Annotated in this window: 20 protein-coding genes and 1 pseudogene; 7 read left to right on the top strand and 14 right to left on the bottom strand. The window is 67.1% G+C overall.

The genetic code is table 11. From position 1 onward, the window contains the following. Positions 1-4 precede the first annotated feature (4 nt). The 5 genes from ACTJLF_RS28765 to ACTJLF_RS28745 form a co-directional block, all read right to left on the bottom strand. Complete coding sequence (locus tag ACTJLF_RS28765; RefSeq protein ID WP_440884366.1) at positions 5-688, bottom strand: amino acid ABC transporter permease; 684 nt, start codon at positions 686-688, stop codon at positions 5-7. Continuing rightward, a complete protein-coding gene (locus ACTJLF_RS28760; RefSeq protein ID WP_019658536.1) occupies positions 685-1,443 on the bottom strand; it encodes an amino acid ABC transporter ATP-binding protein in 759 nt (252 codons plus the stop codon). The genes ACTJLF_RS28765 and ACTJLF_RS28760 overlap by 4 nt, the downstream gene beginning before the upstream one ends. A 30-nt stretch (positions 1,444-1,473) precedes the next feature. After that, positions 1,474-2,331, bottom strand: a complete 858-nt coding sequence (locus tag ACTJLF_RS28755; protein ID WP_440884365.1) for a transporter substrate-binding domain-containing protein — start codon at positions 2,329-2,331, stop codon at positions 1,474-1,476. A gap of 62 nt (positions 2,332-2,393) precedes the next feature. After that, a complete protein-coding gene (hydA, locus tag ACTJLF_RS28750; RefSeq protein ID WP_440884364.1) occupies positions 2,394-3,881 on the bottom strand; it encodes a dihydropyrimidinase in 1,488 nt (495 codons plus the stop codon). A gap of 261 nt (positions 3,882-4,142) precedes the next feature. Next, entirely contained in the window at positions 4,143-5,060 is a 918-nt protein-coding gene (locus ACTJLF_RS28745) for a LysR family transcriptional regulator (protein WP_020723448.1), read from the bottom strand. 136 nt (positions 5,061-5,196) lie between these two features. On the opposite strand from ACTJLF_RS28745, the gene ACTJLF_RS28740 reads away from it, so the two are divergent. The 4 genes from ACTJLF_RS28740 (at position 5,197) to ACTJLF_RS28725 (ending at position 9,074) form a co-directional block, all read left to right on the top strand. Beyond that, positions 5,197-5,856: an aspartate/glutamate racemase family protein gene (locus ACTJLF_RS28740; RefSeq protein WP_019658540.1), complete on the top strand. Its 660-nt coding sequence runs from the start codon at positions 5,197-5,199 to the stop codon at positions 5,854-5,856. A 31-nt stretch (positions 5,857-5,887) separates the two neighbouring features. Continuing rightward, positions 5,888-7,336: an FAD-binding oxidoreductase gene (locus ACTJLF_RS28735; protein ID WP_440884363.1), complete on the top strand. Its 1,449-nt coding sequence runs from the start codon at positions 5,888-5,890 to the stop codon at positions 7,334-7,336. Between the two features lie 105 nt (positions 7,337-7,441). Then, positions 7,442-8,374, top strand: coding sequence for a 2-hydroxyacid dehydrogenase (locus ACTJLF_RS28730; RefSeq protein WP_354327533.1), 933 nt, complete (start codon positions 7,442-7,444; stop codon positions 8,372-8,374). A 148-nt stretch (positions 8,375-8,522) separates the two neighbouring features. Further along, positions 8,523-9,074 carry a hypothetical protein gene (locus ACTJLF_RS28725; protein ID WP_440884362.1) on the top strand — a complete coding sequence of 184 codons (552 nt, stop codon included), beginning with the start codon at positions 8,523-8,525 and terminating at the stop codon, positions 9,072-9,074. A gap of 154 nt (positions 9,075-9,228) precedes the next feature. Here ACTJLF_RS28725 and ACTJLF_RS28720 read toward each other — a convergent pair whose 3' ends face one another. Together ACTJLF_RS28720 and ACTJLF_RS28715 are read right to left on the bottom strand one after the other, a co-directional pair. Then, positions 9,229-9,555, bottom strand: coding sequence for an EthD family reductase (locus ACTJLF_RS28720; protein ID WP_440884361.1), 327 nt, complete (start codon positions 9,553-9,555; stop codon positions 9,229-9,231). Positions 9,556-9,615: 60 nt separating this feature from the next. Further along, on the bottom strand, positions 9,616-10,158 hold the full coding sequence (locus ACTJLF_RS28715; RefSeq protein WP_440884360.1) for a carboxymuconolactone decarboxylase family protein: 543 nt from the start codon (positions 10,156-10,158) through the stop codon (positions 9,616-9,618). Between the two features lie 58 nt (positions 10,159-10,216). On the opposite strand from ACTJLF_RS28715, the gene ACTJLF_RS28710 reads away from it, so the two are divergent. Further along, on the top strand, positions 10,217-10,540 hold the full coding sequence (locus ACTJLF_RS28710; protein ID WP_440884359.1) for a winged helix-turn-helix transcriptional regulator: 324 nt from the start codon (positions 10,217-10,219) through the stop codon (positions 10,538-10,540). 400 nt (positions 10,541-10,940) lie between these two features. Here ACTJLF_RS28710 and ACTJLF_RS28705 read toward each other — a convergent pair whose 3' ends face one another. Then, positions 10,941-11,738, bottom strand: a complete 798-nt coding sequence (locus tag ACTJLF_RS28705; protein WP_440884358.1) for an AraC family transcriptional regulator — start codon at positions 11,736-11,738, stop codon at positions 10,941-10,943. Between the two features lie 102 nt (positions 11,739-11,840). Between ACTJLF_RS28705 and ACTJLF_RS28700 the strand changes: the two genes are divergently transcribed. Then, on the top strand, positions 11,841-12,653 hold the full coding sequence (locus ACTJLF_RS28700; protein ID WP_440884357.1) for a sulfite exporter TauE/SafE family protein: 813 nt from the start codon (positions 11,841-11,843) through the stop codon (positions 12,651-12,653). A gap of 50 nt (positions 12,654-12,703) precedes the next feature. Here ACTJLF_RS28700 and gcvA read toward each other — a convergent pair whose 3' ends face one another. After that, complete coding sequence (gene gcvA, locus ACTJLF_RS28695; protein WP_440884356.1) at positions 12,704-13,639, bottom strand: transcriptional regulator GcvA; 936 nt, start codon at positions 13,637-13,639, stop codon at positions 12,704-12,706. Between the two features lie 127 nt (positions 13,640-13,766). Between gcvA and ACTJLF_RS28690 the strand changes: the two genes are divergently transcribed. Beyond that, positions 13,767-15,113 (top strand): aminotransferase class III-fold pyridoxal phosphate-dependent enzyme, encoded by a 1,347-nt coding sequence (locus tag ACTJLF_RS28690; RefSeq protein WP_440884355.1) that lies wholly within the window; start codon positions 13,767-13,769, stop codon positions 15,111-15,113. 93 nt (positions 15,114-15,206) lie between these two features. On the opposite strand, the gene ACTJLF_RS28685 is transcribed toward ACTJLF_RS28690, so the two are convergent. From ACTJLF_RS28685 to ACTJLF_RS28665, 5 genes and pseudogenes are all read right to left on the bottom strand, one after another. Further along, complete coding sequence (locus ACTJLF_RS28685) at positions 15,207-16,100, bottom strand: NAD(P)-dependent oxidoreductase (protein ID WP_019658551.1); 894 nt, start codon at positions 16,098-16,100, stop codon at positions 15,207-15,209. Between the two features lie 9 nt (positions 16,101-16,109). Continuing rightward, the gene (locus ACTJLF_RS28680; RefSeq protein ID WP_440884354.1) at positions 16,110-17,561 is read right to left on the bottom strand and encodes an aldehyde dehydrogenase family protein; all 1,452 of its coding nucleotides are present in this window, start codon (positions 17,559-17,561) and stop codon (positions 16,110-16,112) included. Between the two features lie 24 nt (positions 17,562-17,585). Next, on the bottom strand, positions 17,586-19,007 hold the full coding sequence (locus tag ACTJLF_RS28675) for an amidase (protein WP_440884353.1): 1,422 nt from the start codon (positions 19,005-19,007) through the stop codon (positions 17,586-17,588). Between the two features lie 4 nt (positions 19,008-19,011). Further along, positions 19,012-20,505 carry an ABC transporter substrate-binding protein gene (locus ACTJLF_RS28670; protein ID WP_019658554.1) on the bottom strand — a complete coding sequence of 498 codons (1,494 nt, stop codon included), beginning with the start codon at positions 20,503-20,505 and terminating at the stop codon, positions 19,012-19,014. 54 nt (positions 20,506-20,559) lie between these two features. After that, positions 20,560-20,740: pseudogene (locus tag ACTJLF_RS28665) on the bottom strand (peptide ABC transporter ATP-binding protein); the annotation flags it as partial.

Here is a 20,740-nt window from a genome sequence, read left to right as displayed (position 1 = left end):
TGGCTTAGTTCCTGTTGGATGAGCGGTGTTCGAGCGTTCTTGCCGCGAAGACGAGGGGCAGGAACACCAGCAGGTAGAGGAAGGCGCCCACCGTGAGCGGCGTCGGATTGCCCGCCACGGCTGCAGATGCCTGCGCCGTGCTGAGGATCTCGCTCAACGCCACCACCGAGCCCAGCGCGGTGTTCTTGGTCGTGGCGATCACCCGGTTCGTCAGCGGCGGCACAGCGCGCCGCAGGGCCTGGGGAAGCAGCACCCAGCGCATCGCCTGCCACCAGCCGAGGCCGGTGGAGCGGGCGGCCTCCATCTGCCCCTTCGGCAGGGAGGACAGGCCGGCCCAGATGCTTTCCTGGGCATAGGCCGCGAGCACCAGCGACAGGGACAGCCATGTCGAGGTGAAGGACGACAGCGGCATCCCCAGCGCGGGCAGGCCGAAGTACAGCAGGATGATGATGACCAGCGGCGGCAGCGAACGCGTGATGTCCGAGAACAGCACGACGGGCAGGCGCAGCCAGGCGCGGCCGGTGGCCCGGGCCAGCGCCAGCACCAGGCCGGCCGCCACGCCCGTCACCACCGTGGCCGCGCCGACGCCGATCGTGACCACCATTCCCCGTGCGATCTCGTGCCAATACTGGGCCGCGACCGCGGGATTGAAGAAGGTGAAGAGGAACCCGGAATTGGCTTCGTTCATGCCGGGCTCGCGCTCTTCGCGTCCATGTAGCGGCCGATGAAGCTGCGCGTGCGCGCTTCCCTGGGGTTCTCGAACACCTCGGCCGGCGTGCCCTGTTCCGCCACGACGCCGCCGTCCATGAACACCACCCGGTCGGCCACCGCATGCGCGAACGCCATTTCGTGGGTCACGACCAGCATCGTCATGCCGCCCTCGCGCAGGGCGCGCATCACGCGCAGCACTTCGTCGACGAGTTCGGGGTCGAGCGCGCTGGTCGGCTCGTCGAACAGCATCACCTTGGGCTTCAAGGCAATCGCCCGGGCGATCCCGACGCGCTGCTGCTGTCCGCCGGAGAGCTGGGCCGGAAAGGCATCGGCCTTGTGGCCCAGCCCCACTTGGGTCAACGCGTCGCGTGCGATCGCCTCGGCCTGCGCGCGGTCCTTCTTCTGCACGCGGCGCAGCGCCAGCGTGACGTTCTCCAGCGCACTGAGGTGCGGGTAGAGGTTGAAATGCTGGAACACCATGCCCACGCTCTGGCGTACGCGGTTGATGTCCGTGTCGGGCCGCGTGATGTCCTGGCCATCGACGACCACCTGGCCGGAGCTGGGCTCCTCGAGCCGATTGCAGCAGCGCAGCATGGTGCTCTTGCCTGAACCGGAGGGCCCGATCACGCATACCAGCTCGGCAGGTCGGACGCGGAGTTCGACTCCGCGCAAGACCTCCTGCGAGCCGTAGGACTTCTTCAGTCCGACTAGTTCTAGGATGGGGGCGCTCATGGGCTGCGTTTCTTCCGTTGAACCCGGCGATCAGGCGCAGTTGGGCTTGACCGGGGTGGGGTCGTAGTTCTCGGTGCCGGGCACGCCGTGGCCGGGCGCCACGGTGCGCTCGACGCTTCCCGCTGCGGGCTCGATGCCGTACCACTTGGTGGCCAGGCGCGCGATGGTGCCGTCGAGCTTCATGCACTTGAGGGCGTTGGAGACCAGGTCGCGGCCGGCCTTGTCGTTCAGGCGGAAGGGAATCGCCCAGACCAGCCCGGTCTTCACCGTGTAGGTGGTCTGCAGGGCGGAGTTCTGCTTGGCGGCCCAGCCGGCCACCGTGTTGCCTGCCAGGTTGAAGTCGGCCCGGCTCGACATGACGGCCTGGATCGCATCAGCGTTGGTGCCGTACACGTCGTACTTGAAGCCGTACTTCTCGGCGTTCTCCTTGGCCCAGCCCTCGTAGTTCGAGCCCTTGTTCACTGCCACGGTCTTGCCCTTCAGACCTTCCAGTGATTCCAGCTTCGTGCCGTTCTTGCGCGCCAGGAAGGTGTAGTTCGTCTCGGTGTAGCCCTCGGTGAAGAGCAGGGCGCGCGCACGCTCTGGGTTGACCGTCACCGGCGCCAGCAGGAAGTCGTACTTGCCGCTGTTGAGGCCCGGGATCAGCCCGGAGAACTCGGTCGCCTCGATCTCGACCTTGCGGCGCAGCCGCTTGCCCAGCTCTTCGGCCAGATCGACGTTGAAGCCCTGGATGCCGCCGCCGAGCTTGACCATGGCCTGGGGAGCGAAGGTCGGGTCGAGTGCGGTGCGCAGCGGCGCGCCTTCGTCGGCCTGGGCCAGGGGGCCGAATGCAGCGGCGCCGACGGCCAGGAGGGCGGCGAATCGGCGGGAGATATGGAGCTTGGACATGATCGCGTGTGTGGGATGAAGTTGGCAGAAGAGGGAGGAAGAGGAAAGAAGATGGAAGAGCTTCAGCGGCCGCGCAGACCTTCAGGCTGATCCAGTCCGACCAGCGCGCTGAATGCGCCCCGGCTCGCCGAGCGGGCGGGTGCAGCACCGAGCGGCCGGGACGGGCCGCGGCGCAGGTATTGGCCGGAGCCGCGCTCCGCGCGCAGTTCGCCTGCGCGCACGACGCTGCGCCCGCGGCTGAACACGTCTTCCGGCCAGCCGGTCAGGCGCATGCCTTCGTAGGGCGTGTAGCCGACGTTGTCGTGCAGCATTGCGGCGGACACGTCCACGACGCGCTGCGGATTCCAGATGGCGATGTCGGCATCGGCACCGATGGCGATCGCGCCCTTGCGGGGCGCCAGGCCGTACATGTGCGCGTGGTTGGTGGCCGTGAGCGCCACGAACTGCTCGATGCTCATGCGGCCCTTCATGACGCCTTCGGAGAACAGCAGCGGCATGCGCAGCTCGATGCCCGGCACGCCGTTGGCCATCTCCTTGAAGGTCGTCGCATCGCCCTTGGGCAACTTGCCGGATTCGTCGAAGCGGAAGGGAGAGTGGTCCGACGAGTAGACGCCGAGCGTGCCGTCCAGCAGACCGGCCCATACGGCCTCCTGCGAGGCCTTGTCACGCGGCGGCGGGCTGCAGCAGAACTTGGCACCTTCCACGCCCGGAAGGTCGATGTTGGAGGCCTCGAGGAAGAGGTACTGGGGGCAGCTCTCGGCATGCACCTGCGCACCCAGGCGGCGCGCCTGGCGAAGCACCTCGACCGTCTCGGCGCCTGCGACGTGCACGATCAGGATCGGCACGTCCACCAGACGCGACAACTGGATCGCGCGGTTGGTGGCCTCCGCCTCGGCGAGCGGGTCGTGCGACACGCCGTGGAACTTCGGCGCCGTGTGGCCCCGCTCGAGCAGGCGCCGCGCGATCCAGCGGATCATGTCGTGGTTCTCGGCGTGGACCATGACCATCGCGCCCTCCTGGCCGGCCGTGGACATGACGTCCAGCAGCGCGTGGTCGTCGAGCTTGAGCAGGTCGTAGGTCATGTAGACCTTCAGCGACGTGATGCCGTCGCGGATCGCCTGCGGCAGGTGCACCGCCAGGGCCTCCTCGTCGGGACGCGTCAGGATCAGGTGGAAGCCGTAGTCGATGACGGCCTTCTCGCTCGCCCGCCGGGCGTAGTCGGCGAGGACCTGCGGAATGCTGTCCTTGCGGTGCTGGGCGGCGAACGAGAGGACGGTGGTCGTGCCGCCGAAGGCGGCGGACACCGTGCCCGAATAGAAGTCGTCGGCGCACATCAGCCCCATGCCCGAGAGCTGCTCGATGTGGCAGTGGCTGTCGATCCCGCCGGGCAGCACCCATCGCCCGCGTGCGTCGATGTCTTCCCGTCCGGGAGCCAGGCCGGTGCCGATGGCGGCGATGCGGCCGTCGGTCACGCCGATGTCGCCTTCGATGCAGCCGGTGGCATTGCAGATCCGGCCGCCCCGGATGGTCAGGTCAAATGAAGAGGTCATGTTTCTTGTGTGCTGGCGTCGGCGAAGCGGGGAGTGCTCTTGCGCCGGAGCGTGGAGACGGGTTGTTGTTGCCGACCCGGCGGACGTCACTGGCGTCCTGCGGCAGCAGGCGTATTGCGGCGAGTCGGGCGGTGGTGATTCATGACGAAGGCCTGCACGGGTGAAGCGATGAAAGAAATTATTTCGATCGCGTCAGGCCTTGTCGCGTGCCTTTTTATGCAGCAGCCATAACCTGCTGTTAAGTGATTGCACCTGGTGCGCCTATGCACCTTCCTGGGGCGTCGATGTCTCCTGGCCATCCATCAGGGCGCGCAGGTCGGTGATGAACGACTGGGCGATCTGCGACAGCGGTTCGAAGCGCAGATGCATCAGCGTTGCATGCACCAGAGGCGTCCCGTGGACCGGCCGCACGACGAGGCGATGGTTCGTCCAGCTGCGCACCGAGAACTCGTCGACCAGCGCGATGCCGGCCCCCGCCTGCACCATCGCATAGGCGTTCTGCGGCGACCCGACCTCCACGGCCGCGCGCACCGTCTGTCCCGCCGACTCAAACAGCTGGGCCACCATGCGGCCGAAGTACGTGCTCCGTTCGTAAGACACCAGCGGCCAAGGCAGCAGGTCCTCCACAGACAAGGTGGCAAGGCGCGCCAGTGGGTGGTCGTACGGGCAGACGCACACCAGCCGGGCCGAGCCGAGCGGCGCGGCGATCAGGTTGGGATGGTCGACCGGCCGAAGCGTCACCGCCAGGTCGGCCTGCTGGTTGAGCACGCGCTCCATGAGTGGTGCGGGGCCCAGGTACTGGAACGTGACCTTGACATTGGCATGCCGCTGGCGGAAGCGCGTCACGGCCTGCGGAATGATCATCTGGCCCACGCTGGGGCTCGAGACGATGTTCAGGATCCCGTCGCTGTTGTCGCGCAGTTCCTGCGCCAGTTCGTTCACGCGGTTGACGCCGGCATACACCTGCTCGACCTCGCGGATCAGCTTCTTCGCCTCCGGCGTCGGGTACAGCCGCCCCTTGATGCGCTCGAAGAGCGGAAACCCGACGCGGCTTTCGGTGTGCGACAGCAGCCGGCTCACCGCCGGCTGGGAAACGCAGAGAAGTTCGGAGGCGCCGGTGATGGAGCCGGTGGTCATCACGGCGCGGAAAACCTCGATCTGGCGGAGATTCAGGGACATGGCATGCAAGCTGCAAAGCCGGGTGAGCGGATAACAGAAGGTTAAGGGTGACCGACAACTTAGCAAGTGCCATGCCCCAGCTCGCGGCCTAGACTTTCCTCACGCCGCAACCCGCTGTCCGCCACCACTGCACGCCATGTCACGCACCCTCTACGTCATCAACCCCAACAGCAACGCAGACGTCACCGCGCAGCTCAGCGCAGCCGTCGAGCCGTTGCGGCGCGCGGGCGGGCCCGAGATTCGGTGCGTGACCCTGGAAGCCGGCCCGCCCGGCGTGGAAACCCAGGCGCACGTGGACGGCGCGGCCCTGGCCGTCAACGACTTTGCCGTGCGGCATGAGGCCGACGCGGCCGGCTTCGTGGTGGCCTGCTTCAGCGATCCGGGTGTGGCACAACTGCGCGAGCGCGTCGCCGTGCCGGTGCTCGGCATCAGCGAGTCGGCCGTGCTCACGGCGCTCACCCTGGGCCACCACTTCGGCGTGATCGCCATCCTGCCGGGCTCCATCCCGCGTCACTTGCGTGCGTGGGGGGCCATGGGCATCTCACAGCGCTGCGTGGGGGAGATCGCGATCGGGCGGGGCGTGTCCGCGCTTGCCGACCGCGAAGCCACGCTGGCGGCCATGATCGACGCAGGCCGGCGGCTGCGCGACGAACGCGGCGCGCACGTGCTGGTGATGGGCTGCGCCGGCATGGCCGGATTCCGGGCGCCACTGGCCGAGGCCTGCGGCCTGCCCGTGGTCGAGCCCACGCAGGCGGCCACCGCGATGGCATTGGGCCGTGTCCTGCTTGGTTGGTGAGCGCGCGCAGCCATCCGGGACAGCGCCGGCGATGAATTCGGTTCTCCTCGAGCCGCGGGCAAGGACTGCCGCGCCGCATCCCGACCTGCACCGGCGGCTGCACGCCATCCTGGGCGACGAAGGCCTGGTGCAGGACGCCCAGGCGCAGTCGCCCTACCTGAGCGATTGGCTCGGCAAATGGCACGGGCGTGCCTCGCTCGTCGCTCGCCCGGCCGACACGGCGCAGACGGCGGCCGTGATGCGGGTGTGCCACGAGACGCACACGCCGGTCGTCACGCAGGGCGGCAACACCGGCATGAGCGGCGGCGCGACGCCTGACGCCAGCGGGGCACAGGTCATCCTGAGCACGGGTCGCATGAATCGCATCCGTGTAGTCGATCCGCTCAACAACACGCTGGTGGCCGAAGCGGGCGTGCTGCTGGCCCAGGTCCGGCAAGCCGCGCAGGACGCCAACCGCTTCTTCCCGCTGAGCCTGGGTTCCGAAGGCAGCTGCACCATCGGCGGCAACCTGGCCACCAATGCGGGCGGCATTGCCGCGCTGCGCTACGGGAACATGCGCGAGCTTGCGCTGGGCCTGGAAGTGGTGCTGCCCGATGGCCGGATCTGGAACGGCTTGCGCGGGCTGCGAAAGGACAACAGCGGCTTCGATCTGCGGCAGATCATGATCGGCTCCGAAGGAACGCTGGGCGTGATCACGGCCGCCGTTCTGAAGCTGCTGCCACGGCCGAGATCGACGGCGACGGCGTGGGTGGGCGCGGACCGCCTGGGTTCGTTGGTCAAGCTCCTGGCCGCGCTGCGCGAGCGGTGCGGGGAACGTCTGGCGGCCTTCGAGATGATGTCCGAAGCATCCCTGTCGCTGGTGCTCGCGCATGTGCCCGGCACACGCGCACCGCTGGCTGGCCGTCATGGGTTCCATGCGCTTGTCGAGCTGTCCGATACCTGCGCCTCGGGTCTGGACGCGCAACTGGAAGAAGTGCTGGGCGACGCGCTGCAGGCCGGGCTGGTCAGCGGTGTCGCGCTCAGCGCCGCGCACGCGCAGACTCGGGACTTCTGGAATCTGCGCGATGGCATCTCGCAGGCGCAGGTGCGGGCGGGCTGGGCGATCAAGCACGACATCTCCCTGCCGATTTCCGCGGTGGCCGACTTCGTGCCTCGTGCCGACGAAGCCCTGCGCCGGCTCGCGCCCGATGTGCGCATCGTCAACTTCGGCCACCTGGGCGACGGGAACCTGCACTACAACGTGCTGCTGCCGCCCGACACCCCCAGTGCGGCCCGCGATGCCCGCCTGGTCGAATTCAATCGCGTGGTGCACGACCTGGTCGACCAGTACGAGGGAAGCATCAGTGCCGAGCACGGCGTGGGACAGCTTCGGCGCGACGAGTTGCGGCGCTACAAGCCCGCCGTCGAGTACGAACTGATGATGCGGATCAAGCAGGCGCTCGACCCCAACCACCTGATGAACCCCGGAAAGATTTTCTGAGCCCGGCCTCCGCGCGGGTGCATGCCGCTCGACGCCACCGATCGGTGAGCAGCCACCGCGGCAGCCGTGATCCGCCTTTCGACAAGATCCACCATTCGCAGCACCATGAAAGTTCTTTTCTGCAGCACGCATCCGCTTCACACGGCGGATTTCCTCGCTGATTTCCAGGCCGCGCTTCCGGCCGTGGAGTTCATCCACTGGCGGGAGGACATGCCCACGCAGGGCGCGGAACTGGCGGTGATCTTCCAGCCCCCGGACGCCCTGTACGCCCGCGAGCCGGGCCTGCGCGCTGTCTTCAACCTGGGCGCCGGCGTCGATGCGCTGCTGCGCAACCCGGCCTTCCCCAGTTCATTGGCGCTGTACCGCCTGGAAGACGGCGGCATGTCGGCCCAGATCGCCGAATATGTGGTGCATGCCGTCTCCAGGATCGTGCGCCAGCTCGACCGGTATGCCGAGCAGGAGGCGGACCGCCACTGGCATCAACTGACGGCCATCGATCGGCGCGAGTTTCCGGTCGGCGTGCTGGGCATGGGCGTCATCGGCCGAAAGATCGCGACCACGCTTGCGCAGCTGGACTATGCCGTGGCGGGATGGTCGCGCAGCGGGCAGCCGCTGGAGGGGGTCGAGGTGTTCGGCGGTCAGTCGCAGATGGATGCCTTCCTTGCGCGCAGCCGCATCGTGGTGAACATCCTTCCGCTGACATCGGAAACCTCGGGCATCCTCAATGCGCGGACGCTGGGCCGACTGAAGGCACCCGCCCACCTGATCAATGTGGGGCGCGGCGAGCACCTGGTCGAGGAGGACCTGCTGGAGGTGATGGCATCCGGCCACGTGGAAAGCGCCGTGCTGGACGTGTTCCGGACGGAGCCGCTGCCCAAGGATCACCCCTTCTGGAGCCATCCGCGCATCAGCGTCACCCCGCACATCGCGGCGCAGACCGGTCGTCGCGAGACCGTGGCTCAGATCGCATCCAAGATCGAAGCCTACCTTGCGGGTCGCGCCGTGTCCGGGCTGGTGTCCCGCGAACTCGGCTACTGAGGTGCTGGCGCTTCGTGCGCAGGTGAAGGCCTTGAGGGCATGAACCGCGCCGATGGAGAGCAAGGGATTCCATGCGTCTCCATCCACTATGATCCCGCGCCATCTCCTGGCCGCCGGCCAATCGCAGCGTACGAAGCAGAGGTCTCGCGTGAAAGAAATATCAGAGCAGCTGGTCGCAATGATCGGCCAGCCTTTCGACAGCAGGAAGGTCCGAGATGTGCTGGGCGCCCTGGGCGTCAAGAGGGTTTCCGGCCCCGGCGCCTTCTCCTCGAGCGAGGAGGTCATCTGGATACCCAAGGCATCCGTGCGCATCGATATCTACCAGGCGCAGAAACTGAACGGGCTGACGGGATCGAACTACCCGGATGAAGAGGGATGGTTCATCGGGTCCGTGCAGTTCCTCGCGCCCGGATCGGACGACAGGATCAAGACGCCATTTCCGGGCCCGCTCCCGATGGGCCTCGCCATCGGCTCTACACCGCAGGATTGCATCGACGCGCATGGCCGGCCGGACCTGGACGAGGAGCATGACCGGCCCGGTTTCTCAGGCAGGGTTCTGGCCTGGCGCAAGCAGCACCAGAACATCGCGGTCATGTTCGCCGGCCAGGGGCGCGAGAGCACGATGATCAGCCACACCGTTTGCCTGATCGGTTGCGTCGGTGCCTGGCGCTATACCCATCCCGAGGTCTTCGCTCCATGAATCCGAATCGGATGTCTGGGGCCAGCATGCCGACGGCCATACGTCGCTGCACCCGATGTCCCGGCAAGACGCTGCCGCCAAGGCAAGCCGCTCGAACGCTCCATTACACGAATCGTTCGCTTGGATGCGGTGCCTGGCGACATTGGCTCCTCGATCAAGCTTCCGAGCGCTCGACCACCACTTCGCTGATCTGCACGACCGGCCGAATGTCCGTGTACTTGGGGATGTCATCGATGATCTCCTGCTGGTGCTCGCCGGAGGCCGCTCGGTAAGCTTCGGCGGAAGTGCAGATGAAATCGCACTTCGCTGCGTAGACAGGGTCGCTGCCGGGAGCACGCCCCGAGATGCCCTTGTCCATCGTGTAGTAGAGGCACGCATCGCCGAGCAGCCGCTTCATCATCGGCATATGGCTCTCGCGGTAGTAGGCGTGATCGAACCGTGCACCGACGGCGTACGGGTACATGACACTGACCTTGATCATCGAGATTTCTCCTGTTGTTGCACGTTGGTCCATACGGCCGCGGCTCGGCCAGAAGCAGCCTCAAGCCGGGAATCGTGCGCCCGTCTCTTCCGGTGGCAGGCGCAGGCCGTTCGTGAGATAGCTGACGGTGCGATAGAAGCCGGCCAGCATCAGCAGCTCGATGACGGCTTCTTCGGCGAAGTACTTTCGCAACTCGCTCCAGAGTCCGTCGTCGATGTCGGAGTGCTCGTGCAGGGAGTCGCACAGGCGCAGAAGAACCCGTTCCTCGACCGACCAGCAGGCTTCGTTCGCCGAACCCGTGACGGTCGCCTGAACCTGCTCCGGCGTCAGGCCCGCAAGCTTCGAGAAGACCGTGACGTGGATGCCCCATTCATATTCGGATCTGCACAGCGCCGTTGTTCGGTGGATCACGATCTCGCGCTGCCGGACGCTCAAGTTGCCCTTGTCCAGCAGCCCGCCGGCAAAGAACTTCTGAAACAGACGAGGGTCGCGCGCCAACGTCGTGAACAGCCGTAGAGGGGGCTGTCCCTTCATCAGCCTGTCGAGCGGCCCGGAAATGTGCTCGGCAAATGGCGGCGTTGCTGGATCGATGCGTGCGGGCATGCAGGTTCCTGACTCCAAGACGGCGTCATCGTAGGCTTCTTGCTGTATAAAGTAAAGCATGACGACACCTCGCATCGGTCAACCTGTTCGCGGTTCCACCACCGGCCGCCCCCTCATGGTCGCCCTGGACCTGCTGGGTCGACGCACCGCGCTGCGCGTGCTCTGGGAGCTTCGCCGAGACCCGCTGACCTTCAGGGCGTTGCAGGATGCTTGCGAGACAAACACCCGGTTGCTCAACACGCGGCTCACCGAGCTGAGGGAGGCCGGCCTTGTCGAGCATGCCGAGGGGGGCTATCGGCTGACGGACGAGGGGAGACGGCTTTCGAAGGCTTTGAAGCCGCTGGCGGATTGGGCCGAGAAGTGGGGAGATGGAAAGCGATGAGCAGGTGACTTGGACCATGCGGCCGGCGCGCCACCCGGCAGGGCGGCCAGCCAGTCGCGAAGCCGCCCCGTCGGCACCAGCTCCGGCGGGGCGCCTGTGCTCGAGGCATCGGGCAAGGCGAGCGCTTCTCGAGATGTGGAGCGAGCTTTGTTCAAGCCGCTGCGCTGGGGCGCATCGAGACAGCGTCGTACCAGCGACGCAGCGCACGGAAGCCGATCCAACGCTTCACCGATCCTCAAGCTGTTCTTGTCCCGGCTGAGCGAGCTGGCTCCGAAGGACTCCGGACGCGCAACGCCGTCGAGAACCTCGTAGGCGCGAGAGGCATTGCGGCAGCCTAGCGTGGTGGCCATACGGCCGGCTGCAAGCAAGGTCGAAGGATGCGGATGGCGAAGAAACTGCTTCATCCAGCTGGCTCGGATGTCGAATCTCCCATCATCGAATGCGAAATGCTCGACGGACTGAAGCCCAGGCGGCGCCGGAACATCGTCGAGAACGCGCCAGGACTGTCGTAGCCGAGTTCGAGCGCGACGGCTGTGACCGGTTGCCCCTCGGCCAATCTGGAAAGCGCCGAGATCAGGCAGGCATGCTGGCGCCACTCTCCAAAGGGCATGCCCGTCTCGGCGCGGAAGAACCGCGTGAAGGTGCGCTCGCTCCGGTGCAGCTGCACCGCCCAATCGCCGGCAGTCGCGCGGATGCTGGGTGCGTAGAGAAACTCCACGCACAACCGATGGAGCATGCGGTCCTTGGGCAAGGGCGCGAAGATCGGTAGCGTGGCCGCGCGCGCGATCTCCGCGAGTGCGAGCCGCATGACCAGGCCGTCCCTGTCGTGCTCTCCATAGAGGGCCTGCACTTGCGTCGCCTCCAGCAGCAACTGCCGCAAGAGGGGCGAGACGAGCAGCACTTCGCAGCGAGATCCCTCGCGCGGCGCCGCACTCGGTTCGATGTAGAGGCTGCGAGTGCTGACCCCAACCATGCGCACGCGGTGCGGCTTGTTCGCAGGGATCCAGACTCCGCAGTGCGGGGGGACGACCCACGCGCCGTCATCCGTGCCGACTTCCATCAGGCCCGTCGCGCCATAGAGGAACTGCGCTCGCCGATGGTGATGCATCTCCAGAAGCGTCCCAGGCGCGTAGTCGGTGCCTATCGCAAGCACATCGCGCTCGATCGCATCGACGCTGTCCAACGGTACGTTTCTCATCGACGGTCATTATTGGCTGAAACGCAAACATCGTTGTCCAAGCTTCGAAAGCCAGACAGAACGGGGTTCCGTAGCCTCACTGATCTTGAAGGACGGATTGCGATGGAACTCTATTTCTGGCTTGCCGCCTGCGGCACGCTCGCCGGCGTGACCACGGTGCTCTTCGGTTTCGGCGGCGGCTTCGTGGTGGTTCCGCTGCTCTATCAGGCGCTGACGCACCTGCGCGGGCCCGAAGCACAGACGGCGTCCCATGCAATGCAGATTGCGGTTGCGACCTCGACGTGCGTGATGATCTTCGGGTCGGCGATGGCAACGGCGAAGCACCAGCGCGCAGGATCGCTGGACTGGACGGCCATCAAGCCGCTGCTCGTCTCCATCGCCATCGGCAGCGCGCTCGGCGCAGCGACCGCGGCGGCAGTGCAGGGCAGCTGGCTGCGCTGGGCTTTCGTCGTCTACGTGGGGTTGACCATCGTGGACTGCTGGCTTCGGCCCGGCTTTCTTTCACAACCGGCGCAAGCGGCCCGACCTGCGCAGGCACGGACGGCATGGGTGGGCGTCGCCATCGGCTGGGTCGCGGCCTTGCTTGGCGTAGGGGGTAGCGTCATGACGGTTCCCTTGCTCCGCCGCAGAGGGGCAAGCATGACCGGCGCGACGGCCATGGCCAGCCCGCTGTCGCTTCCCGTTGCCTTGGCGGGGACTGCGACCTACGTGGCCCTTTCCTGGGGCGGGATGACGAACCTGGGTCGCGGGTATGTCGGCTATGTGGATCTGCGCGCATTCCTCGCCCTGGTCTCCGGCTCGTACGTCGGGATTCGTTTGGCGACCCCGTATATCGGGCGGATTCCCGATCAGGTGCACGCCAGGGTGTATGTCGGGCTGCTGATCGCCGTCGAGGTGTCCATGTTGCTTGGCTAGATGCGCGTGCGGGCGGACCGGGTCACGGCGACCGGTGCGCATGATCGGGTTCAAGGCGGATGTCGAGGCCAGCCTGCTTCCGAAAATTCCTTCGCCTGCACGCGCAGCCAGTCGCAAAAAGACTTGACCTGCGGTCGCATGGCAGACGTCCGCGGCGTCAGCAGGTGATAGGCATAGGGGCCGGGCACCGGCTCGCCGGGCGCCATGGCAAGCCGCCCAGTGCGCACTGCGTCGGCCGCCAGAACGTCGGAAGCCACCGCCACGCCTTCGGCCCCGGTCGCGGCGTCGATCGTGAGATAGGTGTGCGAGAAGCGCAGCCCCTGCCTGATGCGGCGCTCGGACAAGGGGCGTGCGTCCTGCGCGGTCCACCAGCGGGACCAGTCCACCTGAAGTGGAATCCGCGGCTCGTACTCGTCATGAAGCAAGGTGGCTTGCAGGATGTCACCGATCTTCTTCCAGCCGCGACACACATCCGGTTGCGCAATGGCGCAGAAGGATTCGCGCAGCAGGAGCTCGCTGTGCAACTCGGGGTAGGAGCCGCTGCCGAGGCGTATCGCGACGTCCACGCGGTCCCGTGCAAAGTCCACCGGCGGGACCGACGCGAGAAGCCTGACTTCGACCTCCGGATGCTTCTGCCGGAAGTCTCCCAGCCGTGGCATGAGCCAGCGGGTCACGAATGACGGCATGGCCGTCACGGTGACCTCCTTCGCATCGCCGGCGCCGCGCACCGCAAGGGAGACGCGCTCCAGTTCCTCGAGCATGCGCGAAATCTCCCGCTGGTAGCGCCGGCCCGTCTCGGTGATCTGCACCGACCTTGGACCTCGGACGAACAACGCCGTCCCCAGCCATTCCTCAAGAAGCCGCACCTGATGGCCCACCGCGCCGGCAGTGACGAAGAGCTCTTCACCGGCACGCACGAAGCTGGCGTGGCGTGCGGCCGCCTCGAATGCACGCAACGTCGAAAGGGGGGGAAGTTCGTACGGCATGCCTCAATCCTACTGAGCCTTAGCCGCCAAATGTTTGATTTGTACCCTTGGAGTGCAATCCTTAGTCTCTGGATTCCTCAACCAACCAGGCTCAGGCATGCTGAGCCAAACCCACAGGAATCTCATCATGGATCTGCGCATCCACGGACAGGCGAACGAGACGCTGGCCCCATCTTTCCGCAAGGTGCTGGTGCCCTGGGCCGTGCAGGGCGGCCTGAATCCGCCGGTGGTCACGCGCGCCAAGGGCTGCCATTTCTACGACGCGACCGGCAAACGCTATCTCGACCTCACGAGCGGGTATGTGGCCGTCTCCCTCGGTCATGGCCATCCGAAGGTGATCAGGGCGATTCAGGATCAGGCCGAACGCATGTGCTGGGTGGCTTCGAGCTACTTCAACGACGTGCGGGCGGAGTACGCGGAACTCCTCGACACGGTTTCGCCGTGGGCCGAGGGGATGCGCGTGCACTTCGCGTGCGGCGGCGCCGAGGCGAACGACGACGCGGTGAGGATCGCCAGGCTCGTCACCCGGCGCTCGAAGATCCTGACCGCCTACCGCTCCTACCACGGAGGAACCATCGCCGCGGCCTCCATGACCGGCATCGATCGCTGGCGAGATCCGTTTCCGGCGATGCCGGGCATGGTCAAGTTCTTCACGCCCTACCCGTATCGCAGCCCCTTCTTCACCACAGACCCTGCCGAGGAGACGCGGCGCGCGCTGGACCATCTCACGCGGGTGCTTTCCCACGAAGGTGCGCAGAACGTTGCCGCGATCCTCATGGAGCCGATGACGGGCTCCAGCGGCGTGGTGGTCTATCCACCCGGCTATCTCGAAGGGGTCAGGGCCTTGTGCGACAGGCATGCGATCCTGCTCGTCTTCGACGAGGTCATGACGGGCTTCGGACGCACGGGCGCGCCGTTCTGCTCACAGCGCGTCGGCGTGCAGCCGGATCTCATCTCCTTTGCGAAGGGGGCCAGTTCCTCGTACACCCCGCTCGGTGGCGTGATGGTTCGTGAAAGCGTGGCGCGCCACTTCGATTCGGAGCTGTTCGATGTCGGCCACACCCACGCGGGCCATGTTCTCTCGGTGGCGGGCGGGCTTGCCGCGCTGAAGGTCTACATCGAGGAAGGCCTGTTCGAGCGCGCCCGTGAGATCGAGGGGTGGCTGCGCGATGGCCTCGGCGAACTGGCCCGGCGGCACGCGTGCATCGGCGACATCCGCGGCATGGGGGCGCAGTTCGGCATCGAACTGGTCCAGGACCGTGAAAGCCGCGAACCCCTGGTGGAATGGCATCACCCCGGCGGTTCGCTGCCGATGAAGGCCTTCTACGCAGAACTGCTCGCCCGGGGCGTGCATGCCTATGGGCGCTACAACGTGGTGATCGTCGCGCCGCCGCTGGTGATCTCCAAAGCCGAACTCGACGAGGGCCTTGCCGGGCTTGACGCCGCCCTCACCGCATTGGAGGGTGCGCGATGAACTACCAAGACCTTGCCGTCATCGCGCTCAAACGAAAGCGGCCCTCGACCGCTCCGAACAACGGCGGCGGCGGGGCCAGGCAGACGCAAAGAATCAGCGCAACGCTTCAACGAGGTCAAGAACCATCCGGTCTCCGCCGAACTTCTCGACCCCATGCGTCAGCAGCGCATCCACGGCCTGCGCGATGCCATGGCTCGACGAAGACTGCTGCGCCATGTCGTTGTAGTAGCCCAGGTCCTTCTTCGCATTCGCCATCGAGAACTTCAGCGAATCGGTGCTGCCGGTCAGCAGCTTGGGCTTGACGCGTTCCAGCGCCACGCCGTTGCCGCCGCCCTTGGCCAGCACGTCGACGAACACGTCGGGCTTCACGCCGGCGCGTTCGGCACAGGCAGCGGCCTCGCACAGCAGCGCCACGGTGCCCAGCGACACGAAGTTGTGCAGCAGCTTCATCGCGTGGCCGGCGCCGATGCCGCCCACATGGGTGATGTTCTCGGCGAAGCAGCGCAGCAGCGGCAGGCACGAGGCCAGCACCTGCTCGTCGCCGCCCACCAGCAGGTTCAGGCGGCCTTCGGCGGCTTCCTTGGCGGTGCGGGTCATGGGGGCGTCGATGAACTTGCCGCCCTTGGCGCTCACCGCCTCGGCCACCTTCGCGGTGGAGGCGGGTACCGCCGTCGAGCAGTCGATGACCACGGTGCCGGGGCGCAGCGTGGTGAGCGCGCCGCTGTCGCCCAGCATCACGGCCTCGACCTGAGGCGTGCCCGTGACGCACAGGATCAGCACGTCGACCTGCGCGGCCAGCGAGGCCACGTCCTTCACCGAGGTGGCGCCGGCCTTCAGCAGGCCGTCGATGGGCTGGTTACCCGCGTGCTCCAGCACGGTGAGCTGGTGGCCGTGCTTGACGATGTTGCTGGCGATGCCGTGGCCCATCAGGCCCACGCCGACGAGGCCGACCTTGCGCGGCGCTTGCTGCTGTTCAGTGGTTGTCATGTGTTGTCTTCATCCGTGCTTGATGGCGATGGTCTTGAGGGTCGTGAAGCCGAGCAGGGCCTCGAAGCCCTTCTCGCGGCCGAAGCCGCTGGATTTCACGCCGCCGAATGGCAGTTCTACACCACCCGCCGCACCGTAATTGTTGACGAAGACCTGGCCGCAATGCAGCTTGTGCGCCATGCGCAGCTGGCGCGCGCCGTCGCGGGTCCACACGCCGGCCACCAGGCCGAAGTCCGTGCCGTTGGCCAGGCGAACCGCCTCGGCCTCGTCGGCGAAGGGCGTCAGGGCCAGCACCGGGCCGAAGATCTCGCGCTGCGCGATGTCGCTGTCGTGCGGCACGTCGCGGAACAGCACGGCCTCCTGGTAGTAGCCGGTGGAAGAGGCGTTGGGCGACACCGTGCCGCGCGCCGCCACCTTCAGGCCGGCGGCCTCTGCGGTCGCGACCATGTCGCGCACCTGGCGGAACTGCTTTTCGTTGATGAGCGGACCCATGTCCAGGTCTTCGGCGGGCGTGCCCGCGCGCACGGCGGCGAAGCGCCTGGCGAGGCGCTGCACCACTTCTTCATAGACCGACTGCTCCACCAGCACGCGGCTGCCTGCCGAGCAGGTCTGGCCTGCGTTCTGGATGATGGCGTTGAGCAGCACCGGCTCGGCCGCGTCGAGGTCGGCATCCGCGAACACGATCTGCGGCGACTTGCCGCCCAGCTCCAGCGTCACCGGGCAGTGGCGCTCGGCCGCGGCCAGGCCCACGCTGCGGCCGGTCATGGTCGAGCCGGTGAACGAGATGTGGTCGATGCCCGGGTGTGCGCACAGCGCGGCGCCGGCTTCCTTGCCGTAGCCGGTCACCACGTTGAGCGCGCCGGCCGGAAAGCCCACTTCGGTCGCGATCTCGGCCAGGCGCAGCAGCGACAGGCTCGCGTCTTCCGCCGGCTTCACCACGCAGGCGTTGCCCGCGGCGAGCGAGGCGCCCACGCTGCGGCCCGCGATCTGCATCGGGTAGTTCCAGGGAATGATGTGGCCCGTCACGCCGTGCGGCACGCGCACCGTCAGCACGGTGTAGCCGCGCTCGTAGGGCAGGGTGTCGCCGTGCAGCTTGTCGCAGGCGCCGGCGTAGTACTCCATGTAGCGGGCCAGCGCGGTGGCGTCGTTGCGCGCCACGCGCAGCGCCTTGCCGGTGTCGCGCGCCTCGAGTTGGGCCAGCTCCTCGTGGTGCTCCAGCACCGCGGCGCCGAGCTTGGCCAGCAGGCGGCCACGCTGCAGCGCGGTCAGGCCGCCCCAGGGGCCGTCGAAGTTCTCGCCCATGGCCTGGCGTGCGGCGCGCACGGCGGTGTCCACGTCGGCGGCGGTGCCGCGCGCGATCTCGCCGAACTTGCTGCCGTCGCTCGGGTCGATCACGTCGATGGTGGCGTTGCCTTCGGACTGCACGTGGCGTCCGTCGATGTAGTGGGCTGCTGCGTTCATGATGTCTTGTCTCCTGTGGGCCGGTCAGCGGGACGTGCTGGGTTCCGGCCAGGGTTTCTGCGGTTCGCGGATCTGCTCGAAGGCGCGGCTGAACTGCAGCACGCCCAGGTCGTCGAAGCGGCGCCCCGCGATCTGCAGCCCGATGGGCATGCCCTCGGCCGAATAGCCGCAGTTGATCGAGGCAGCGGGCTGCTCCGACATGTTGTAGGGCACCGTGAAGCCGATGTGCTCCAGAGGCAGCATCGGGTCGTTGGTCGGCGATGCGTGGTCGGCCGGTGCGGGCATGTTGGGCGACACCGGCGAGATCACGAAGTCGTAGGCCTTGGTCGCCGCGATCGTCGCCGCGCGCGCGGCGATGAACTGGCTGTAGGCATCGAAGATGTGCGCGCCCGAGAAGCCGGCCGCGCTCTCGGCCCATTCGCGGATGTACGGCAGGATCTTCGCGCGCTTCTCCGGCGCCATCGCCTGGATGTCGATGCACGACCGCATGCGCCAGAAGTGGTCCATGCCCTGCAGCATCTTCGGCGTCATGAAGGCCGGGATCTCTTCGATCACCGCGCCGGCCGCCTCGATGAGCTTCGCTGCGCGGCGCACGGCTTCGGCGATCTGCGGGTCGAGCGGCAGGCCGCAGCCCGCGTCCATGTGCAGCGCGACGCGCTTGCCCTTGATGAACGAAGGATCGACCTCGAAGGCCGTCCAGTCGATGACGGGCGGCGGCAGTTCCGAATAGTCGCGGTCGTCGGGCTGCGCGACCGAGGCCATCATCAGCGCCGAATCGGCCACGGTGCGGGTCATCGGGCCGGCGCAGCGGCCCATGTAGGGCGAACTCAGAGGAATGCGGCCGAAGCTGGGCTTGAGCGTGTAGATGCCGCACCAGCTCGCAGGCAGGCGCAGCGAGCCGCCGATGTCGGTGCCGACGTGCAGCGGGCCGTAGCCGGCAGCGGCTGCGGCGCCGGCGCCTGCGCTCGAGCCGCCGGGCGTGCGCGACAGATCCCACGGATTGCGCGAGAGCTCGTGGAAGCTCGACAGCCCCGAGGACAGCATGCCCAGGTCGGGCATGGTGGTCTTGGCGACCAGCACCGTGCCGTCTTCCTTCAGGCGCGCGGCCGGCGGCGAGTCATAGGTCATCGGCACGAGGTCGTAGGCGGCGGTGCCCAGCGGCATCGGGTCTCCCTCGGTCGCGAGGTTGTCCTTGATGGTCACGGGCACGCCGTCGAGCGTGCCCAGCGGCTTGCCGGCCAGCCAGCGCGCTTCGGACGCGCGGGCCTGCTCCAGCGCCAGCTCGGGGCGGAACAGCCAGGTCGCGTGCAGGTCGGGCTCGTAGGCCGCGGTGCGCTCGTTCACCGAGCGCGCCACTTCCACCGGCGAGAGTTCCCTGGCCGCGTAGGCGGCGTGCAGTTCCTGCACACCCAGGGCATACAGGGGCTTCGATGTCGACGTGCTCATCGCATCAGCCCCACGAGATCGCTGCCAGGTCGTTCACCACGATCGGCATGCTCGGCCAGAGGCCCTTCACTTCCTTGCGCGCGATGGTCGGGAACACCGCCTGGTAGAGGAAGCCGTTGACGGCGTCGGTCGCCAGCATCCGCTGCGCGTCGGCCAGCAGGTCGGCGCGGCGCTTCTTGTTCTCCTCGTTCTGGATGGCCACGAACAGGTCGCGGAACTTCTTCGAGTCGTAGCCCCAGTAGTAGTCGGGCTCGGTGTACTTCACCAGGTCGAAGGGCTCCACGTGGGCGACCATGGTCAGGTCGAAGTCGTGCGCGCCGCCGAAGGTGCCGCTGAGCCACTGGGCCCATTCCACGTTCTGGATCTTCACGTTGATGCCGATCTGCGCGAGCTGCGCGGCGATCACCTCGCCGCCCTGGCGGGCGTAGGAGGGCGGCGGCAGCTGCAGGCGCAGCTCCAGCGGCGTCTTCACGCCGGCCTCGGCCAGCAGCTTCTTCGCCTTCTCCACGTCGAAGGGGTTCATCGCGGTGGTGTCGATGAAGCCCGGCGCGCCCAGCGCATAGTGGCTGCCGATGGGCTTGCCGAAGCCGTCTGCCGCGCCCTGGATGATCGCGTTGCGGTCGATGGCTGCCAGGATCGCGCGGCGCACGCGCACGTCGTCCAGCGGCTTCTTGCGGTTGTTGATGGTCAGGATCACCTTGCCGCGCGTGCCCACTTCCAGCACCTGGAAGCGCGCGTTCCCCTTGAACTGGCTCACCGAGCGCGTGCCTGCGCGCGGGAAGATGTCGATGTCGTTCGACAGCAGCGCGGCGGTCTGAGCGGCCGTGTCCGACATGAAGCGGAAGACGAACTTCTCGGTCTTCGCGAGGTTCGGGTCGCGATAGGTCGGCGACTTCACCAGCGTGCACGAGGCGCCGCGCTGCCATGCGCTCAGCTTGTAGGGGCCGGTGCCCACGGGTGCGGTGGCGTTGGTCTCGGCGCTCTTGGGCTCCACGATGCAGGCGGTCGACTGGCCGAGCATGAAGGGCAGGTCGGGGTTGGACAGCGTGCTGTTGACGCCCACCGTGTACTCGTCGAGCACGACCGTGCCGATCTCGCTGAAGAAGCGCTTGTCCTTGTTCGTGCTCTTGGCGCCGCCCGCGCGGTCGAACGAGAACTTCACCGTGTTCGCGTTGAAGGGCTGCCCGTTCTCGAAGCGCACGCCCTTGCGCAGCTTGAAGACGAACGTCTTCATGTCGGGCGAGGACGACCAGCTCTCCGCCAGCATCGGCGTGACCGAGCCGTCGGCGTTCACCTTGGTGAGCGTCTCGAAGATGTTGTACTGCGTGATCTCCGCGATGGCCGATGCGGCGCCGCTGGTCGGGTCCAGGCCCGGCGGTTCGAGCGGCATGCCGATCGTGAGCGTGTTCTTGCCGGCCTGCGCACGGGCCTGCGGCAGGAAGACACCCGGGATCGCCGCGGCCATGGCGGAAGTCATGAGTGTGCGTCGCTTCAACATTCGATAGTTCCTGGAGGTGAGTGTGGAAAGGGAAGAAGGAAAAGCCCGCCCCGGCTAGCGGGAGGGCGTGTGCAGCACGGCGGAAAGCAGGGTGCGCGTGTACTCGTGCTGCGCGTGCTCGAACAGGTCGGCCGGCCGGCCGCGTTCGACGATGCGACCCTTGAAGACGACGCAGATCTCGTCGCAGAGGTGGTTGACCACCGCGAGGTCGTGGCTGATGAGCAGGTAGCTGATG

The sequence above is a fragment of the Variovorax sp. 22077 genome (assembly GCF_052044195.1).
In the GTDB taxonomy this organism is placed as follows: Bacteria; Pseudomonadota; Gammaproteobacteria; order Burkholderiales; family Burkholderiaceae_C; genus Variovorax; species Variovorax atrisoli.
The sequence above is the reverse complement of the archived record's forward strand: the minus strand, read 5'-3'. Positions and strand labels throughout refer to the sequence as shown.

Excerpts from the sequence above, each read along its gene's own strand:
- ACTJLF_RS28675 (WP_440884353.1), bottom strand. The coding sequence starts at position 19,007 with ATGAGCACGTCGACATCGAAGCCCCTGTATGCCCTGGGTGTGCAGGAA.
- ACTJLF_RS28715 (WP_440884360.1), bottom strand. The coding sequence starts at position 10,158 with ATGCCCGCACGCATCGATCCAGCAACGCCGCCATTTGCCGAGCACATT.
- ACTJLF_RS28680 (WP_440884354.1), bottom strand. The coding sequence starts at position 17,561 with ATGAACGCAGCAGCCCACTACATCGACGGACGCCACGTGCAGTCCGAA.
- ACTJLF_RS28685 (WP_019658551.1), bottom strand. The coding sequence starts at position 16,100 with ATGACAACCACTGAACAGCAGCAAGCGCCGCGCAAGGTCGGCCTCGTC.
- ACTJLF_RS28705 (WP_440884358.1), bottom strand. The coding sequence starts at position 11,738 with ATGAGAAACGTACCGTTGGACAGCGTCGATGCGATCGAGCGCGATGTG.
- hydA (WP_440884364.1), bottom strand. The coding sequence starts at position 3,881 with ATGACCTCTTCATTTGACCTGACCATCCGGGGCGGCCGGATCTGCAAT.
- ACTJLF_RS28690 (WP_440884355.1), top strand. The coding sequence starts at position 13,767 with ATGGATCTGCGCATCCACGGACAGGCGAACGAGACGCTGGCCCCATCT.
- ACTJLF_RS28745 (WP_020723448.1), bottom strand. The coding sequence starts at position 5,060 with ATGTCCCTGAATCTCCGCCAGATCGAGGTTTTCCGCGCCGTGATGACC.
- ACTJLF_RS28720 (WP_440884361.1), bottom strand. The coding sequence starts at position 9,555 with ATGATCAAGGTCAGTGTCATGTACCCGTACGCCGTCGGTGCACGGTTC.
- ACTJLF_RS28765 (WP_440884366.1), bottom strand. The coding sequence starts at position 688 with ATGAACGAAGCCAATTCCGGGTTCCTCTTCACCTTCTTCAATCCCGCG.
- ACTJLF_RS28670 (WP_019658554.1), bottom strand. The coding sequence starts at position 20,505 with ATGTTGAAGCGACGCACACTCATGACTTCCGCCATGGCCGCGGCGATC.
- ACTJLF_RS28730 (WP_354327533.1), top strand. The coding sequence starts at position 7,442 with ATGAAAGTTCTTTTCTGCAGCACGCATCCGCTTCACACGGCGGATTTC.
- ACTJLF_RS28735 (WP_440884363.1), top strand. The coding sequence starts at position 5,888 with ATGAATTCGGTTCTCCTCGAGCCGCGGGCAAGGACTGCCGCGCCGCAT.
- ACTJLF_RS28710 (WP_440884359.1), top strand. The coding sequence starts at position 10,217 with ATGACGACACCTCGCATCGGTCAACCTGTTCGCGGTTCCACCACCGGC.
- ACTJLF_RS28700 (WP_440884357.1), top strand. The coding sequence starts at position 11,841 with ATGGAACTCTATTTCTGGCTTGCCGCCTGCGGCACGCTCGCCGGCGTG.
- ACTJLF_RS28755 (WP_440884365.1), bottom strand. The coding sequence starts at position 2,331 with ATGTCCAAGCTCCATATCTCCCGCCGATTCGCCGCCCTCCTGGCCGTC.
- gcvA (WP_440884356.1), bottom strand. The coding sequence starts at position 13,639 with ATGCCGTACGAACTTCCCCCCCTTTCGACGTTGCGTGCATTCGAGGCG.
- ACTJLF_RS28760 (WP_019658536.1), bottom strand. The coding sequence starts at position 1,443 with ATGAGCGCCCCCATCCTAGAACTAGTCGGACTGAAGAAGTCCTACGGC.
- ACTJLF_RS28740 (WP_019658540.1), top strand. The coding sequence starts at position 5,197 with ATGTCACGCACCCTCTACGTCATCAACCCCAACAGCAACGCAGACGTC.